The organism is Arthrobacter agilis, assembly GCF_006494655.1.
In the GTDB taxonomy this organism is placed as follows: Bacteria; Actinomycetota; Actinomycetes; order Actinomycetales; family Micrococcaceae; genus Arthrobacter_D; species Arthrobacter_D agilis.
The window spans coordinates 268,124-284,896 of record NZ_VHIM01000004.1 but is presented as its reverse complement, the minus strand read 5'-3'; the positions used below and the strand labels follow the sequence as shown (position 1 = coordinate 284,896).

Sequence of the window (16,773 nt, the reverse complement as noted above, 5' to 3'; positions counted from 1 at the left end):
TACTGCTGCTGTGACGAGTGAGCAGAGCTCCGTGGAACCTCATGACAGTGGTGTGGCAGCGCGCCTGAACTGGCTGCGTGCCGCTGTGCTGGGAGCGAATGACGGCATAGTGTCCACAGCGGCGACCGTGATCGGGGTGGCCGGGGTCACGAACACGCTGGCGCCGATCCTGGTCGCAGGCACAGCCGCAGTGGTGGGCGGGTCCGTGTCGATGGCCCTCGGGGAGTACGTCTCCGTCAGTAGCCAGAAGGACAGCCAGGAATCCCTCATCGAGAAGGAACGGCAGGAGTTGCGGGATGACCCGGACGGCGAGCTCGCGGAGCTCATCGGGTTGTACGAGGCCAAGGGGCTGACCCCGACGACGGCGCGACAGGTGGCCGTGGAGCTGACCGACCACGACGTCCTGGCCGCTCACCTGGCGGCGGAGCTGAACATCGATGAGTTCGAGGTGGCCAATCCGTGGCACGCTGCGCTCGCGTCCGCCGCAGCGTTCGCCGCCGGCGCCGTCCTGCCCCTGCTCGCGATTCTCGTCCTGCCCGCCGAGGTGCGGATACCGCTGACGTTCGTCGCCGTGCTGGTGGCATTGACGATCACCGGGGCGGTCAGCGCGCAGGTAGGCGGTAGTTCCCGACGGCGCGCGATGCTGCGCCTCGTCATCGGTGGTGCACTGGCGATGGCCTTCACCTACGGTGTCGGCGCACTCCTGGGGACGACGGGCATCGCCTGACGCACGCCCCTCACACCGCTCGCGACAGCACCGCCGTGGGCCTGTACTACCGGGACCTGCTCGAAGCGGCAGAAGACCCCTGCTGGGGCCCAGGATCACCCTCCGATGTCGTCGGCTGTTCTGCGGACGAGTCCCTGCAGCATCAGGACTGCTCCGCCGAGGAGTGCCAGGGCGGCGGTGACGAGCAGTAGTGGTCCGAGTCCGAGGCCGGGGATCACTGCGCCCGCGACGGCCGGGGCAGCGACGGAACTCAGCGCACCGACGACCAGGCAGCCCGTGAACGCAGCTCCTGCGCGCTCGGGCATCAGCTCTGCAGTCCAGACCGCGAGCACCGCAGATCCTGTCATGTACCCCACCCCGAAGATGGCGGCGGACGCTGCCGCTGCGAGAAGGGACTCACCCGCTGGGACCAGGAGCGCCAGCGCCACGCCGATCGAGACGAGGCACAGCGCCGCGACGCGGGAGGCGCCGATCCGCCGCGCGAGGCCACCGGCGGACGCGCCCACCAGACCTGTGCAGCCGATGGTCGCGTAGAGCGCCGGAGTGGCCGCATCGGGAAGCGCGCGGCTCGCGAGGATGTCGGCGGCATAGGTGAAGTAGACGATGACGACCGCGAAATAGACCAGGGAGTATGCGGCGGGTACTCGCAGCACTCCGGCCGAGGAGGAGGCTGGATGTGGCCTGTCCTTCTGCGGCTCCGGCGCGACCGCCGGTACCAGGTGGAGGTTCACGATTGCAGCCGTTCCAGCTCCGAGGGCGATGCCGGCCCAGACGAGTCGCCACGAACCGAACAATGCGAGCACAGCGAGACCGCCCAGAAGCACCAGCCCTCCGCTGGTCCCGGTCGTGATGACCGCCAGCGCGCGTGCCCGGCGCTGCGGGGGCAGCGTGCGCGTGACGATCTCGGAGTAGGGCGCCCATACCCAGCCGCCAGCGCTGCCGGCCAGGACGACACCGACCGCGAGGAGAGCAGGTGTCTGGGCGAGCGTCACGAGGCCTGCTCCGAGGGCGCCGCACACCCCGCCCAGAGTGGTCGGCGCACGAGACCCTGAGCGTGCCGCGAGCGGCCCGGCCAGCAGGAGACCTGCGAGATAGCCCGCGAAGGTCGCGCTGGCAACAAGGCCGAGGACCAGCTCGGAGAGGCCCAGGTCCTGCCGGATATCGGGCAGCGTAAGGCCGTAGGCGTAGCGGGCCATGCCGAAGGCGACCCCGACGACCGCGGCGCCCGCCAGCCCGATCCGGCCGGTCCCGGTGAGGTTCCTCACCACGAATCCATCCTGCACCATGCACCGGGAACGCTGCCGCTCCCGGTCGGAATCAGCGGATGGTAGGCCGGACTTGACGGAGACGCAGGCCGGCAGGTTGTCAGGACCGGCAAGCGGATCGAGCTCTCGTCGTGGAGGAGCGGTCGCTGCGCTGCGGATCGTGGTGCTGGAGAGTGGGGCCTCAGATCTTCGGGACGACGGCGCGCGTCACGCGGGCGGGTGGCTTGACCGGCAGCAGGACGAGGAGACCGGCGAGCAGGACCACGAGGATTCCGATCACGCCGTACAGCTGTGAGCCGAAGATCCCGATGCACAGGGCGAAGAGCGTCGGTGCGAGGAAGCTGACCGCACGTCCCGTGGTGGCGTACAGCCCGAAGAGCTCGGCCTCGTCTCCCACCGGTGCCAGGCGTGCGAGGTAGGCGCGCGACGACGCCTGGGCCGGTCCCACGAACAGTGTGAGCAGCAGGCCGAACACCCAGAACGTGGTATCCGAGGTCCATTCGATGCCGAAGAAGGAATACGTTGCCGTGCCCAGCAGCAGGATGGCCGTTCCCGCGACGAGCAGACCCACCAGGGCGCCCGTGATGACGCTCTTCGGCCCGACCCGGTCATCGAGGAATCCGCCGACGACGGCGCCGATCGCCGCGATCACGTTCGCGGCGATCGCGAAGACGATCACCATGCCGGGCGGGAATCCGAAGGCGCCGGCCGCGAGGATGCCGCCGAAGGTGAAGACCGCCGCGAGGCCGTCGCGGAAGATGGCGCTGGCCAGGAGGAAGTAGATGGTGTGGGGACTGTCCCGATAGATGGCCCTGACGCGGCGCGCGAGCAGCCCGTAGGACGCGAGGAACCCGATCCGCACCGTCGCGGCCCTGCGCGGCATCTCGGGTACCGCGAACATCACGGGCACGGCGAAGGCCGCGAACCACAGCGCGGAGAAGACGGCGACGAGGCGGATGTTCAGCCCGTTCTCGCTCGAGGCACCGGCCCAGTCGACGACCGGCTGGATGAACACGACGAGCACCACCACGAGCGCGACGATCCCGCCCACGTACCCCATGGCCCAGCCGAAGCCACTGACCCGTCCCACTGTCGCGGGCGTCGAGATCTGGGACAGCATCGCGTTGTAGTTCACACCGGCGAACTCGAAGAAGATGTTGGCCGCGGCGATCAACGCAACACCGAGGATCAGCATCTCGGGGCTCGGGAACACGAAGAAGCACAGCGCCGTGAGCACGGCGACGATCAGACTGTTGACGCCGAGCCACAACTTCCGGCGACCGCCCCTGTCGGAGCGCTGGCCGGTGACGGGAGCGAGGAGCGCGATCAGCAGGCCCGCGACGGCGAGTCCCCACCCGAGTACCTGGGACGCGCGTTCCTCCCCACCGAAGGCCTCGGACGTCAGATACACCGTGAACACGAAGGTCGTCATCACGGCGTTGAAGGCCGCCGAACCCCAGTCCCACGACGCCCACGCGAGAACGGGACGGCTGAAGATGCGGCCGGACCCCACGGTGGGACGAGGTGCGGGCGCTCCGGCCGGCTGCGGTGCCCGCTGATGCGTACTCATACGGTGAATGCTAGCGCCGGATGACGCCTGCGACGCCGCCTGCCGTGCGGCGCGGCGGACGGGAAGCATGCCCGTCCTCGAGGGAAGGACGAATCGATTCCTTCGCTAGAATGGGAGCTGCCCGACCGACCCGGCCAGTGGAAGATCGACGCCCATGCTCACCGTGCTGATCGCGATGTTCGCCGTGGCACTCGTGGCGCCCGTCCTGTTCTCCCGGCTCGGCAGATCCGCCTTCTTCGTGCTGGCCGCCGCACCGGCCGCAGGCTTCCTCTGGCTCCTCGTGCGTCTGCCCGTCGTGCTGTCCTCCGATCAGGGCGCAGGTCCAGGACAACCCGATGCTCCGCCGTCGGTCACTGTTCCCTGGATCCCCAGTCTCCAGCTCGAGCTCGCCTTCCGCCTGGATGCGCTGGCGGCAGTGCTCTGCATCCTGATCCTCGGCGTGGGGGCGCTCGTGCTCTTCTACTGCGCGCGCTACTTCAAGAGCGACGACCCCGACCTCGGGGCGTTCGGTGCGCAACTGCTCGCGTTCGCGGCGGCCATGTTCGGTCTGGTCCTGGCGGACGACCTGATCCTCATGTTCATCTTCTGGGAACTGACGACTATCCTGTCCTACCTCCTCATCGGGTACTCGCGGCAGCGGCTCTCGGCGCGGCGGTCGGCTCTGCAGGCCCTCATCCTGACGACCTTCGGTGGCCTCGCCATGCTCGTCGGTCTCGTGATGATCGGTCAGACGGCGGGCACCTACCGGATCTCCGAGATCCTGGCGGGTGCCGGGGCACTCGTCGCCGAGGGCCCGTTGATCGACATCGCCGTCGCACTCGTCCTCGTGGGTGCGATCACGAAATCCGCCCTCGTGCCCTTCCACTTCTGGCTGCCCGGGGCGATGGCCGCACCGACCCCCGTCAGCGCCTACCTCCACGCGGCTGCGATGGTGAAGGCCGGCGTCTACCTCGTGGCGCGCTTCGCCCCGGGGTTCGGCGAGACGGAATTCTGGTACCCGGTGATCCTCGTCCTCGGCATGGCGACGATTTTGCTCGGCGGCTGGCGGGCGCTGCGGCAGACGGATCTGAAGCTCGTGCTCGCTTACGGCACGGTGAGCCAGCTCGGGTTCCTGGTGATGGTGGTGGGCCTCGGCGGGCGGGACGGCGCGATCGCAGGCCTCGGGCTGCTGCTCGCGCACGGCTTCTTCAAAGCCACGCTGTTCCTGGTGGTCGGGGTCATCGACCACCACGCGGGGACACGGGACCTGCGTGTGCTGTCCGGGGTCGGTGCGGCGTCACCCGTGCTCTTCGCCGTCGCCCTCGTCGCGGCCGGATCGATGGCCGGCGTCCCCCCGTTACTCGGCTTCGTGGCGAAGGAATCGGTGTACGAGGCCTTCGTCCACCGGGCCGAGGACGGGCTGATCGGCACCCTCCTGCTCGGCGGGGTAGTCCTGGGGTCCGTCCTCACCTTCGCCTACAGCGCACGGTTCGTCCGGGGGTGCCTTCGCACTGAAGCAGGCATCCCCCGGACCGACTTCACCCCGGTCCGCACGTCCTTCCTGGTGGCGCCCGCCGTGCTGGCCGCCGCGTCCGTCCTGTTCGGCGTCTGGCCCGTGCCGCTCGACGCCGTCGCGCAGCCCTACGCGTCCCTGTTCCCGGGGGACAGCGCTCCGCCGCATCTCGCCCTCTGGCACGGCTTCACGCCGGCGCTCCTGCTCTCGGCCGTCACCCTCGCCGCCGGTGCGGCCCTGTACCTCCTCCGCGTGCCGTTCGAGCGCGTGCAGGGGCGCCTGCCCCGCGTCCGCGAGGCGGAGGTGGTCTACCGATCGATCATCGGTGTCCTCGACGACGTCGCGGTGTGGATCACGGGCCGCACGCAGCGGGGCTCCCTGGCCTTCTACCTGTTCATCATCCTGAGCACGGCGGTCATCACACCGCTCGCGGCACTGATCATCTTCGAGGCGCCGAGGCCCGACGCCTTCCGGGTCGCCGATTCCCCGGCGCAGATCATCGCCGCCGCGGTGATCCTCGTGGGAATCCTCGCCGCACTCCGGTCCACCAAGCGCTTCATGGCCGTCCTCATGGTCGGGATCACCGGATACGGGATGGCCATCATCTACGCCCTCCACGGGGCGCCGGATCTCGCCCTGACGCAGATGCTCGTCGAGACGATCGTGCTCGTCGCCTTCGTGCTCGCCCTGCGATCCCTGCCCGCCAGGCTCTGGAACCGGGAGGGCAGCCGTCACCGCCTGCTCCGGGCCGGCCTGGGAATCGCCTTCGGCAGCATCATGGCGGTCATCGCCATGTCCGCCATGGCGTCGAGGAACGCGGCTCCCATCTCGCTCGCATACCCGAAGCTGGCCTACGACGACGGCGGAGGGGCCAACGCCGTCAACGTGCTGCTCGTGGACATCCGGGCGTGGGACACCTTCGGGGAGATCACCGTGCTCGCCATCGCCGCGACGGGCATCGCCAGCCTCATCTTCATCCGCAGCCGGGGGGACGATCGGCGCCGGGCCGACGGCGTGGAGGACGGCTCGGTGGACCGCGGCCAGGAGCCGCTGGATGCCGGCGGACGCGCGGGTGCCGCGCGCGAGCTGGCAGCACGGTTCGCCAACGTGAGCCGCGATCCGTGGCTCGTCGCGGGACGGACGCTCGCCCCGGAGCGCCGCTCGATCATCTTCGAGGTGATCACCCGGCTGCTCTTCCACACGATGATCCTGCTCTCGGTCTACCTGCTCATCGCAGGCCACAATCTTCCCGGCGGCGGCTTCGCCGGCGGGCTGACGGCGGGCCTGGCGCTCGCCATCCGCTACCTGGCGGGAGGGCGCTTCGAATTGGCGGAGGCCAGTCCCGTGAGCGCCGGGACGCTCCTCGGGGTAGGACTCGCCATCGTCACGCTCACCGCCGCAACGCCCCTGTTCCTCGGCGGTGCGGTGCTCGAGAGCTACATCCTCGAGTTCTGGCTGCCGGTCTTCGGCGACGTGAAGTTCGTGACGTCCACCATCTTCGACATCGGCGTCTACATCATCGTCGTCGGGCTCGTCCTGGACGTGCTGCGAAGCCTGGGCTCCGAGATCGATCAGCGCAGCGAGGACCAGCAGCCCGTCGAGGAGGACCTCGGCGCTGATGCGCTGGTCCCGCCCACCGTCGAAGGAGTGCAGCCGTGACCGTCAACATCACGCTGATCGTGCTCATGGCCGCCTTCTTCGCCGCGGGCATCTACCTGCTGCTCGAACGCAGCCTCACCCGGGTCCTCCTCGGCCTGATCCTGATCGGCAACGGGGCGAACATCCTGATCCTCGCCATGAGCGGAGGTGCCGGTCAGTCGCCCCTGTACGTCGAGGGTCGGCCCGCCGAGGACTACACGGACAGCCTGCCGCAGGCCCTGATCCTCACGGCGATCGTCATCACCTTCGCGGTGACGGCCTTCATGCTCGGCATCATCTACCGCTCCTGGGTGCTGGGGCGCGAGGACGCCGTCCAGGACGATCCCGAGGATCGCCGCGTGGCGGACCAGAGCAGCTACGACTACGAGGACGACGCCGACATCCCTGCAGACACCTCCGAATTCACCGCCGTCGACGCAGGAGCGCTCGGCGACGCCGAGGCCACCGCAGACATCCGGGATACCCGGGGTGCCGACGCCGTCGGCGGGGCCGCATCCCGAAACGGCGGCGGTGCCGGCCGTCCTGATCCCACCGCCACGCAGAAGCGCCCGGGCGGGGAGCCCCGATGACCGCCGCCGAGCTGGCCCCCCTCGCCGTCGTCCTGCCCTTCCTCGGCGCGGCCGTCACCTTCATCCTCATCCGCCATTCCCGGGCCCGGCGCGCGGTGAGCATCACGACGCTCAGCATCACACTGCTCATCGAGGTGGTGATGCTCCTCGCCGCACCCTCCGCCGGGACGCAGGCGGTGCATCTCGGGGGATGGTCCGCGCCGTTCGGGATCGTGCTGGTCGTGGATCAGTTCTCCGCGCTGATGCTGGTCATCTCCTCCGCGGTCAGCCTGGCGGTGCTCGTGTACGCCGCAGGGCAGGGCATGGCCGACGGCGACGAGGACGGTCCGGTGTCGATCTTCCATCCCACCTACCTGATCCTGGTGGCGGGGGTGTCCAACGCCTTCCTCACGGGGGACCTGTTCAACCTCTACGTCGGGTTCGAGATCCTGCTCACCGCGAGCTACGTGCTCATGACCCTCGGCGGCACGGCGCCGCGGATCCGCGCGGGCGTCACCTACGTCGTCGTGAGCGTGGTCTCGTCCATGCTGTTCCTCATCGCGATCGCCATGATCTACGGGGCCACCGGCACCATCAACCTGGCGGACCTCGCGGTGAAACTGGAGACCGTCGACCCGGCGACGCAGATGGTGCTCCACCTCATGCTGCTCGTGGCGTTCGGCATCAAGGCCGCGGTGTTCCCGCTCTCCTTCTGGCTCCCGGACTCCTACCCCACGGCGCCCGCGCCCGTCACGGCGGTGTTCGCCGGCCTCCTCACCAAGGTGGGCGTGTACGCGATGGTGCGCGTGGAGACCCTCCTCTTCCCGGGGGACCGCATCAATTCGCTGCTGATGGTGGTGGCCCTGCTGACGATGATCGTCGGGATCCTCGGAGCCCTGGCGCAATCGGACATCAAGCGTCTGCTCTCCTTCACCCTGGTGAGTCACATCGGCTACATGGTGTTCGGCCTTGCCATCTCGTCGCGGGTGGGTCTCGGAGCCGCCGTCTACTACGTGGCGCACCACATCACGGTGCAGACGAGCCTGTTCCTCGTCACGGGCCTGATCGAGCGACGGGGCGGGACCGCGAACGTGGACCGGCTCGGCGGACTCGCGAGGCTCTCGCCGCTGCTCGGGGTCCTGTTCTTCATTCCTGCGATGAACCTGGCGGGCATTCCGCCCTTCTCCGGGTTCATCGGCAAGCTGGGACTCTTCCAGGCCGGGGTGGAGCTCGGCACGCCCCTGGCCTATGTCCTCGTCGCGGGAGGCGTGGCCACCAGCCTGCTGACGCTCCTGGTCATGGCCCGTGTGTGGAACAGGGCGTTCTGGCGAAGCCCCGGTGACGCCGAGGATCCTGACCCCATCCTGCTCGCGAGCAAGGCGGACGGATCGAGCGTCGGCACCTCACGCCATGTGACCGGGGAGGCGACGGGCCGCTTCTCGGGCCGGAACCCGGTGACCCTGCTGCCGCCCACCATGACCGGCCCCACGATCGGGCTCGTGGGCCTCGGACTGGCACTGACGGTCCTCGCCGGGCCGCTCTTCACGCTCAGTGACGACGCGGCTCAGGAGATGCTCGATCGCACGCCCTACATCGAGGCCGTGCTCGGACCCGGGGCGGACGGATGAGCCGCCAACGGATTCCCCTCATCACCGAACTGCCCCTCGTCATCTGGCTCGTCCTGGTCTGGGGAGCGCTCTGGCAGGACTTCAGCGCCGGCACCCTGGTGTTCGGGGCGATCATCGCGTACGTGGTGGTGAACGTCTTCTACCTGCCGCCCGTCGAACTGACCGGCCGCTTCAACATCCTGTGGCTGATCCCCTTCATCGGGCGTTTCCTGGTCAAACTGGTCGCTGCCAGTGCGGAGGTCTTCTGGCTGGCCCTCACCCGGGGGCCGAGGCTCCGGAACGCCGTCGTCGCGGTGGAGCTGCGCAGCCATTCGGACTTCCTCGTCACGGCGACCGGACACGCCATCTCCCTGATCCCCGGGTCGCTCGTGCTGGAGGTCGACCGATCCACGTCGACGCTCTACCTGCACTGCCTCAATGTGACCTCGTCCGAGGACGCCGAGGTGGTGCGGCGGGATGTCCTCGCCACCGAGGCGTGGCTCGTCCGGATCATGGGCACCAGGGCTGATCTCGCGTCACTCCGCGCCGAGGAGGCGCGCCGATGACCACCGTCACATACCTCGTCGGGGGGATCCTCGGCATCGCCGCGGCCCTCGCGCTGTACCGCGCCGTCCGAGGGCCGTCCATCCTCGATCGGGTGCTGGCGCTCGACGTCGTCCTCGCGATCATCGGCGCGGCACTGGTCCTCGACATGGTGGTCAACCGCCACCTCGATCACCTGATCCTGCTCGTCGCCGTGTCGCTGATCGGGTTCGTCGGTTCGGTCACGGTGGCCCGCTTCGTCACGGACAGGAAGTAGCACCATGGTCCAGGACGTCATCGTCTCCGTGCTCCTGATCGGCGGGGCCCTCATGTCCCTCGCGGCGGGTATCGGCCTGACGCGCTTCCCCGACCTGCTCTCGCGGATGCACGCCGCGACGAAGCCGCAGGTCCTCGGTCTTCTCCTCTTCCTCCTGGCGCTCGCCGTCGAGAACGGGAGCTGGGTCCTCGTCCCGATCCTCGTGCTGTGCTGGATCTTCCAGCTGCTCACGAGTCCTGTCTCCGCGCACATGGTGGGCCGCGCGGGATACCGGACACGCCACCTCCAGCGGGAGCTCCTGACGCTGGACGAGCTGGACGACATCGTGGCGAAGGCTGCGGACGAGGTGGACGGGCGCGCCGCCGGAGACGATCGTGCCAGGACCGCCGGGACCGCCGGGAGCCCGGCAGGGCAGGACGACAGCCCGACCGCAGGACCTCCGGACCGGTCGGAGGCCTGACCGCCCCGATCGCCCCACCGGCGGCCCCCTCTTAGCCCCGGTGGCGCGTCAGTGCATGTAGAGGCCGCCGTCGACGTTCAGCGTCTGGCCCGTCACGAAACCCGCGTCCTCGCTGATGAGGTACGCGATCGCGGCGGCGATGTCCCGCGGCGTCCCGATACGCGGCAGGACGCCGTCGGCCGCCATGGCGGTCTTGCGCTCCTCGGTGAGGGTGCCCCCCATGATGTCCGTGTCGATGGGGCCGGGCGAGATCGCGTTCACCGTGATCCCCGCGTGGCCGAGCTCCCGGGCCACCGAACGCGTGAACCCGATGACACCGGCTTTCGCGGCGGAGTACACCGTCTTCGAGAAGGTGCCGCCCCCGCGCTGCGCCGAGACGGAGGACAGGTTCACCACGCGCCCCACCCCGTTCTCGACCATGGATTCCACGGCACGGCGGGTCGCATAGTGCACGCCGTTCATGTTGATGCCCATCACGCGCTCCCACTCCTCGGAGGTCACCTCGAGGTAGGGCACCGGGCTCGAGACGCCCGCGAGATTCACGAGGGCGACGACCTGCGGCAGCGCCGCCTCGAGGCTGTCGAACGCCGCGCGCACCTCGGGTTCCCGCGCCACGTTCGCGCCGGCGCCGGCCGCGACCACGCCGTGCTCGGCGGCGATCTCCTCGGCCACCGCCTTCGCCGCGGCGTCGTCGAGGTCGATGATGCCGATGTTCCACCCCAGGCCGGCGAGGTAGTGGGCGGACGCGCGGCCGATCCCGCGGGGGGACGCTGCGCCGGTGAGGATGACGGACCGTGAGTCGGGAAATGCTGGTGCCACGGGAGTACTCCTTGGGAAGGGTGGACGGCGTTGCGTCGAATCCTATAGGAGCGGCGGGGCGGACGTCAGTCCGGGGGCGAATCGCTCAGCGAGCGGGCGCGGACACCCTCGATGTGCTGCCGGAGTGCCCTCACGGGAGCGGTCAGGTCACCGCCCGCGAAGGCCTCGATGATGATCCGGTGCTCGGCTGCAGCTTCGGAGACGTCGTTGGTTCCCCTGATCACGGCCTGGCGCATGCGGTGCGTCAGGGCACCGAGATCGGCATACATGTCCTGTACGTAGCGATTGCCCGTGGCCCTGAAGATAACGAGGTGGAACGCGTTGTCGGCGGTGAAGTAGTCGTGGATCGTGGGGATCGGGACACTGCCGCTCCGCATCGCTTCCGTGACGCGCTCGCCCATCACGTGGTGATGCTCGTGGGCGCGCCGCAGCTCCGGGAGCAACGTCGACGCCCTGGGGGCGGCCAGCCGGGCGGCCTCGACCTCGAGCATGATCCGCGCCTCGAACAGTTCGTCCAGCTGTTCCCTGACGAGTGGCGGCGCCACGCGGTAACCCTTCAAGGCCTCCCTCGTCACGAGTCCCGTCCGTTCGAGCTGCACCATGGCTTCCCGCACAGGAGTCGGCGAGACCTTCAGCTGCCGGGCGACGGTGTCGATGGACAGCCGCGCGCCCGGCTCCATCTCGCTCGACAGGAGGATGTCGAGGATGCGGTCGTACACCTGGTCACGGAGCCCCCGGCGGTCGATGTCCGGTATCGAACGGTCAGGAACCCCTGCTGTCACTGCCAACTCCAACGTCTTGTCCCGAATGGCCCTCGCAAGCGGCCGGATCGTGCGCCGATCGACTGGGGGCAGGCCGACGCCGTCGGGGACGATGCGTCAGCAGGCCAGGACAGGCACTACCCCCGTAGATTACCCGGCTTCGGCGTGCAGCCGGGTGTCGGAGCGGCCTCCGGGCAGGTGGCGCCGGGCAGCCTCGCGACCGACGTGCGTCATCGGCCCGGAGCGGGGAGCAGATGGGGAGCCTGCTCCGCGAGTGCTGCGCGGAAGACACGCCGGACGTCCGTGCTCCCCGCGGCCGCCGCCACGAAGCCGTCGGGCCGGACGAGATAGAGCCTCCCGGTCCGGAGCCGCGTGCTGCCGACCGACGGAAACACGTGCAGGGCCAGGCCGAGCTCGCTCGCCGCCTGAGCCGCCTGCGCGACGGCATCGGCCGGGGCTCCGTACGCGTGCACCTGCCAGGACGCGTCGCGGAGTACCTCGACATTCCCGCCCGTCCAGGGGAGACGCCGGCCGACGACGGCGTCCCTCCGGCGGCCGCCGGGCGCATCGGGCATACCCGGCATGCGGTACCGGATGCGGATCTGCCCGAGGTAGCCCGCGAGGCGCCTGCCGAGCGGCAGATGCGGCAGGACGGCGACGCCCAGCGGCAGCACGAGCCGGGGCACGTACCGGCGCACCAGCGTTGCCGGGCGGGAGCGTGATGTGATGCCCCGGAAAAGGACGTCGGTGGTCCGGAGGAGGTGGAGCGCCACGGGCCGCCGCTCCGTTTCGTAGCGGTCCAGGACACGCTCCGGAGCATGGCGGAGGATCACGTCGGCGAGAGTGAAGGCGAGATTGTGGGCGTCCTGCAGGCCGGTGTTCATCCCCTGGGCGCCGACCGGCGAGTGGACGTGGGCGGCGTCCCCCGCGAGGAACACCGGACCGGTGCGGAAGTGCGCGGCGATGCGGTGGTGGACGCGGTAGGTGGTGAACCAGCGTGAGCTCTCATAGGTGACGCCGAAGGCCTCCGCGAGGCGCGCCCGGGCGAAATCCTCCGTCACGGCCGGGGCGTCGTCGTCCGCCGCGATCCCGATGAGGCGCTGCCCGTTCCTCCCCTCGCCGTCGGGCTGCATCGGGAAGGCGAGGAGGAACTCGGTGGCGCCCTGCCGGATGTTGACGGATGCGGGGGCGAGTCCGTGCACTCCCACCGCGTCGACGAGATAGAAGGTACGGCGACTGGTGGTGCCCTCGAAGGCCGTGCCGATGAGCGCGCGGACCGTCGACGAGGCGCCGTCGCAGCCGACCACGTAGCGCGCCCGGATGGTCCACGGGCCCGTCGGCCCGTCCCCGTGCGCGAGCTGCCCGCCGTCCGCGCTGCCCAGCGACACGAGGCGGTGCCGCCAGCGGACCGATCCGCCGATCGCTCCGAGGTGGGCAGCGAGGATCCGCTCGTTGGCACTCTGTTCGAGCGTGTACATCCCGGGGTAGGGCGTGATGCCGCGTCCCAGCCCGGTGAGTGGGATGGGCGCGAACGCGGTGCGGCCGAAACCCTGCCGCATCGACTCCACGCGCACCGCCTGATCGAGGACGGCGTCGACGACGCCGAGCTGGTCGTAGAGCTCCATGGACCGCGAATGCACCCCGAGCGCCCGGGACTCGCTCGTCGGCCCGTCCTTCGCGTCGACCAGGGTGACGTCGACACCGAGTTTCACGAGCCAGTTGGCGAGCATGAGGCCGGTAGGCCCGGCGCCGACCACCAGGACGTCGGTGACCTCCTCCTCCGGCTCCTGGCGCTGTGTCATCTCCGCGCGGACCGCCTCAGCGACCGAGGGCCGTACAGACGCATGCCCGGTTCCCGTCCGTGTCCGCGAGGACCGTGAACGACGGCGCCCCGGCGTCGTCGACCACCGTCCCGCCGGCGGCGACGGCGGCGTCGATCCGCGCACCCGCGACGTCGTGCGGCACCCATACGTCGAGGTGGAAACGCTGGCGGGGAGTCGCGTGCGCGTCGGTGTGCTGGAACCACAGGAGTGGGACGCGCCCCGTGGGATCGACGACGTCGTCGCCGTGCAGGGCTCCGGGGTCTCCCGTCAGCAGCGCAGCCCAGAACGGGCCGATGCCTGCTGAGTCGGCGGTGTCGAGCGCGAGCTCGAGGACCGTGGGAGCGGAGGCGTCGGCGAGGATGCCGCGCTCGTGCGCGAGGGCGCTGATGCGGTGCGCGAGGTCGGTGTCCCGCTCCGTGATGCCCGAGGAGTCATGGCTCATGAGCTTCACGTCGACGTGCGGATACGTCAGGGTGAGGTCCGGGTGGTGGCCCGCCTCCTCTGCCAGCGCACCGATGGCGGAGACGAGCGCGAGACCCGTGGTGAAGTCACGCGTCAGGAAGCGTGTGTGCAGGGCCTGGGCGAGCGGACGCCAGTCCTCGAGACCGGCGTCGAGGATCTGCGGGGTGGTGAGGATGCTCATGCCGCCAGTATCGTCCGGCGCGGGGCGGGGGGAAAGAGGGAGGCCGCTCAGCGCGGCATCCCGTCGTCCAGCTTCTTCGCGATCACGACATCGGTCGAGGAGTGGGCGAGGATCGACAGGACGATCACCAGGCCCACGAGGTGGAACATGTAGTCCGCCTGGTCGATACCCGATTCGAGGACCAGCAGCCCGTAGACCACTGAGGCGAACCCCTTGGGCCCGAACCACATGGCGGCCGCGCGCTGGCTCCTCGGGAGGTTGGCGCCGATGAAGGAGACGAGGAGAGCGGCAGGGCGGGCGACGACGAGCGCGAGCACCGCGAAGACCCAGCCGAGGAACGGGATCTCCTGGAAGAGGAACGCGGGTGTGATGAGCGCGCCGAACACGAGGATCGCCGCCAGCTTGAGCAGCTCGGTCACCAGCTCGCCGAACTGCTCGAACTCGTGGCGGTACTCGGGGCCCCGCGTGGCCACGGTGATGCCGGCGGCGAAGGCGCCGAGGAACAGGTTGGCGTGGGTGGCCGTGCAGATCGCGAGCACGAGCAGGCCGATGGCGACGGTCAGGAGCGGCTGGAGCTTGCTCTCCGCCTTCAGGAAGGGCAGGCGGTCCAGGGCGATCACGACGAGCGGGACGACGACACCGACCACGATGCCGAGGAGGATCTCCACCCCGAGGTTCAGCCCCTCGGTGTCCGTTCCCCCGGCGACCGCCAGCAGCACCAGGACGATCGGCAGGGCGAGGCCGTCGTTGACCCCCGATTCGACATTCAGGAGGTGGCGCAGCTTCCCCGGTACCTCCTTGCGACCCACGATGGCGGAGGCGAAGACCGGGTCCGTCGGGGCGAGAACCGCGCCGAGGAGGAACGACTCGAGCCAGGGGAGGCCGGCCACGAAGTGAGCGAGGACCGCCGTGACGACGAGCGTCAGGGGGAGCCCGAGGAGGAGGGCCCGCCCCGGCAGCCGCCAGGCCTGCCGGAGATCCTGCCACCCCACCCTCATCCCGTCGGTGAACAGGACGGAGAAGAGGGCCAGTTCCGCGAGCGTCGAGACGACGGCGTCGCCCGAGGCGACGGGAACCACCCCGAGGACGCCCTCGCCGAGGACGAAGCCGGCGACCAGGAACAGCACGGCGGTCGAGAGGATGGTGCGGCTCGCCCGTTCGGAGATGAGGACCCCGATGAGGAGGACGACGGCGAAGCTCAGGAGGAGGGCGGACGTCACGGAGAACCCTTTCGCAGTCTGGGACGCGGAGCAGCGGAAGGTTCTTCCGAATCTTCCCGTCGACGATATATCGCTCGACGCCGCCTGCGACAAGCGCAGGAGAATCGCGCCGCCGACTGGAAACCGAGGCTGCGGGCGGCTAGTGGCGGAAACGCCGGTGCTCCGCGACGGACCCGAGGCGTTCGGTCCGCCGGCCTGGTGCGATACTGCGGGGATGTCCCACAACCGGATTCCAGGGCGTCGTGTTCCGGCGGCACGCCTCGACCCCGAGCTGAAGGGCCGCCTGCGCGCGGCCGCCTTCCACCCGCAGCTCCTGCTTGCCGGGAAAGCTGCCCTCGCGGCCGCGCTGGCCTGGACGATCGCGCTGGCCATCCCGGGAACACCGTCGGAGTACCCGTACTACGCGCCGCTCGGCGCCCTCCTCGCGATGTACCCCACGGTCTCGGGCACCCTCAAGCTCGGACTGCAGACCGTGGTCGGACTGACGGTCGGCATCGTGCTCGCCTACCTGGCCGTCTGGGCCGGTGATCCCGACTGGATCACCATCGCGTTCGTCGTCGGGGCGGGTGTGCTGCTGGGCGGGGCCCTCAGGCGCACGGCGGGCGGCGGCTCGGGTATCGCGTCGGCCGGGCTCTTCGTCCTCGTGATCGGGAACGAGAACCTCGGCTACTCCCTGGGCTACCTCGTGCAGACGCTGGTCGGTGTGGGGGTCGGTCTCGCGGTGAGCGCCCTGATCTTCCCGCCTCTGCACCTCAACGACGCCGTCGGCCAGATGAGCCAGCTCCGACGGACGGCGGCGCGGGAGCTGCAGCAGATGGGCCAGGCGCTCGACGAGGATTGGGAGGAGGACGACGCGCGCTGGGCGGAATTGCGGGACAGCCTCTCCGCGTCGGCCCGCAACGCACGGAGCGCCCTGCAGTACGCGGACGAGAGCCGCAAGGGCAATGTCCGGCGGCGCTTCCACCCCCGTGACGTCAGGGAGGACTACCGGCACGTCGAGGTCCTCGAGGTGGTCGCCTCGCACACCCTGAACATCACCAATCTCCTGCAGGATGCCCTGCACGGGACGTCGCGCGAGCGGCCCCTGCCGGATTCGGTCCGCACGCCCCTCCAGTCCGCGTTCACCGCCGTCGGCGATGTGCTGGACCTGTGGACGGTGGAGGAGGACGACGCCGTCATGCTCGCAACGGCGGAGCGCGCCCTGCGTGATCTGGGGGCGGCTGCCTACGATGCGTCGTCCCGGGAGGTGCCGTTCGGCGCATCCGCGGCGATCGCGATGAGCCTGCATCGCATCCTCCAGGCCGTCACCCCGGAGTTGCGGCTGAAGGACGGCGAGTAGCTGCGCCGGCGCCGGCTGTC

The 16,773-nt window shown here is 69.8% G+C and carries 15 protein-coding genes; 8 read left to right on the top strand and 7 right to left on the bottom strand.

Annotated elements, in window-relative coordinates:
* The first annotated feature begins 10 nt into the window (after positions 1-10).
* Positions 11-727, top strand: a complete 717-nt coding sequence (locus tag FJV46_RS08235; RefSeq protein WP_087028491.1) for a VIT1/CCC1 transporter family protein — start codon at positions 11-13, stop codon at positions 725-727.
* Positions 728-822: 95 nt separating this feature from the next.
* Here the strand turns inward: FJV46_RS08235 and FJV46_RS08230 are convergent, their stop codons facing one another.
* Complete coding sequence (locus FJV46_RS08230; protein WP_232008501.1) at positions 823-1,992, bottom strand: MFS transporter; 1,170 nt, start codon at positions 1,990-1,992, stop codon at positions 823-825.
* Between the two features lie 181 nt (positions 1,993-2,173).
* Positions 2,174-3,562 (bottom strand): MFS transporter, encoded by a 1,389-nt coding sequence (locus tag FJV46_RS08225; protein WP_087028703.1) that lies wholly within the window; start codon positions 3,560-3,562, stop codon positions 2,174-2,176.
* Between the two features lie 154 nt (positions 3,563-3,716).
* Between FJV46_RS08225 and FJV46_RS08220 the strand changes: the two genes are divergently transcribed.
* The 6 genes from FJV46_RS08220 to mnhG are packed head-to-tail and all read left to right on the top strand — an operon-like array spanning position 3,717 to position 10,148.
* Positions 3,717-6,713 carry a Na+/H+ antiporter subunit A gene (locus FJV46_RS08220; RefSeq protein WP_087028487.1) on the top strand — a complete coding sequence of 999 codons (2,997 nt, stop codon included), beginning with the start codon at positions 3,717-3,719 and terminating at the stop codon, positions 6,711-6,713.
* Positions 6,710-7,282: a Na(+)/H(+) antiporter subunit C gene (locus tag FJV46_RS08215; protein ID WP_087028485.1), complete on the top strand. Its 573-nt coding sequence runs from the start codon at positions 6,710-6,712 to the stop codon at positions 7,280-7,282. Before FJV46_RS08220 ends, FJV46_RS08215 begins: the two co-directional genes overlap by 4 nt.
* Positions 7,279-8,889, top strand: coding sequence for a Na+/H+ antiporter subunit D (locus FJV46_RS08210; RefSeq protein ID WP_087028483.1), 1,611 nt, complete (start codon positions 7,279-7,281; stop codon positions 8,887-8,889). The genes FJV46_RS08215 and FJV46_RS08210 overlap by 4 nt, the downstream gene beginning before the upstream one ends.
* Entirely contained in the window at positions 8,886-9,434 is a 549-nt protein-coding gene (locus tag FJV46_RS08205; RefSeq protein WP_087028481.1) for a Na+/H+ antiporter subunit E, read from the top strand. Before FJV46_RS08210 ends, FJV46_RS08205 begins: the two co-directional genes overlap by 4 nt.
* A complete protein-coding gene (locus FJV46_RS08200; RefSeq protein ID WP_087028479.1) occupies positions 9,431-9,688 on the top strand; it encodes an MrpF/PhaF family protein in 258 nt (85 codons plus the stop codon). The genes FJV46_RS08205 and FJV46_RS08200 overlap by 4 nt, the downstream gene beginning before the upstream one ends.
* 4 nt (positions 9,689-9,692) lie before the next feature.
* Positions 9,693-10,148: a monovalent cation/H(+) antiporter subunit G gene (gene mnhG / locus FJV46_RS08195; protein ID WP_087028478.1), complete on the top strand. Its 456-nt coding sequence runs from the start codon at positions 9,693-9,695 to the stop codon at positions 10,146-10,148.
* A gap of 48 nt (positions 10,149-10,196) precedes the next feature.
* On the opposite strand, the gene FJV46_RS08190 is transcribed toward mnhG, so the two are convergent.
* The 5 genes from FJV46_RS08190 to FJV46_RS08170 form a co-directional block, all read right to left on the bottom strand.
* Positions 10,197-10,967, bottom strand: coding sequence for an SDR family NAD(P)-dependent oxidoreductase (locus FJV46_RS08190; protein WP_087028476.1), 771 nt, complete (start codon positions 10,965-10,967; stop codon positions 10,197-10,199).
* A gap of 65 nt (positions 10,968-11,032) precedes the next feature.
* Positions 11,033-11,749 carry a GntR family transcriptional regulator gene (locus FJV46_RS08185; RefSeq protein ID WP_232008500.1) on the bottom strand — a complete coding sequence of 239 codons (717 nt, stop codon included), beginning with the start codon at positions 11,747-11,749 and terminating at the stop codon, positions 11,033-11,035.
* A gap of 209 nt (positions 11,750-11,958) precedes the next feature.
* Positions 11,959-13,530: an FAD-dependent monooxygenase gene (locus FJV46_RS08180; protein WP_087028474.1), complete on the bottom strand. Its 1,572-nt coding sequence runs from the start codon at positions 13,528-13,530 to the stop codon at positions 11,959-11,961.
* Between the two features lie 16 nt (positions 13,531-13,546).
* Entirely contained in the window at positions 13,547-14,194 is a 648-nt protein-coding gene (locus FJV46_RS08175; protein ID WP_087028473.1) for a 4a-hydroxytetrahydrobiopterin dehydratase, read from the bottom strand.
* 47 nt (positions 14,195-14,241) lie between these two features.
* Positions 14,242-15,414: a cation:proton antiporter gene (locus FJV46_RS08170; protein ID WP_232008499.1), complete on the bottom strand. Its 1,173-nt coding sequence runs from the start codon at positions 15,412-15,414 to the stop codon at positions 14,242-14,244.
* Between the two features lie 214 nt (positions 15,415-15,628).
* Between FJV46_RS08170 and FJV46_RS15580 the strand changes: the two genes are divergently transcribed.
* A complete protein-coding gene (locus FJV46_RS15580) occupies positions 15,629-16,753 on the top strand; it encodes an FUSC family protein (protein ID WP_158250143.1) in 1,125 nt (374 codons plus the stop codon).
* Positions 16,754-16,773 lie beyond the last annotated feature (20 nt).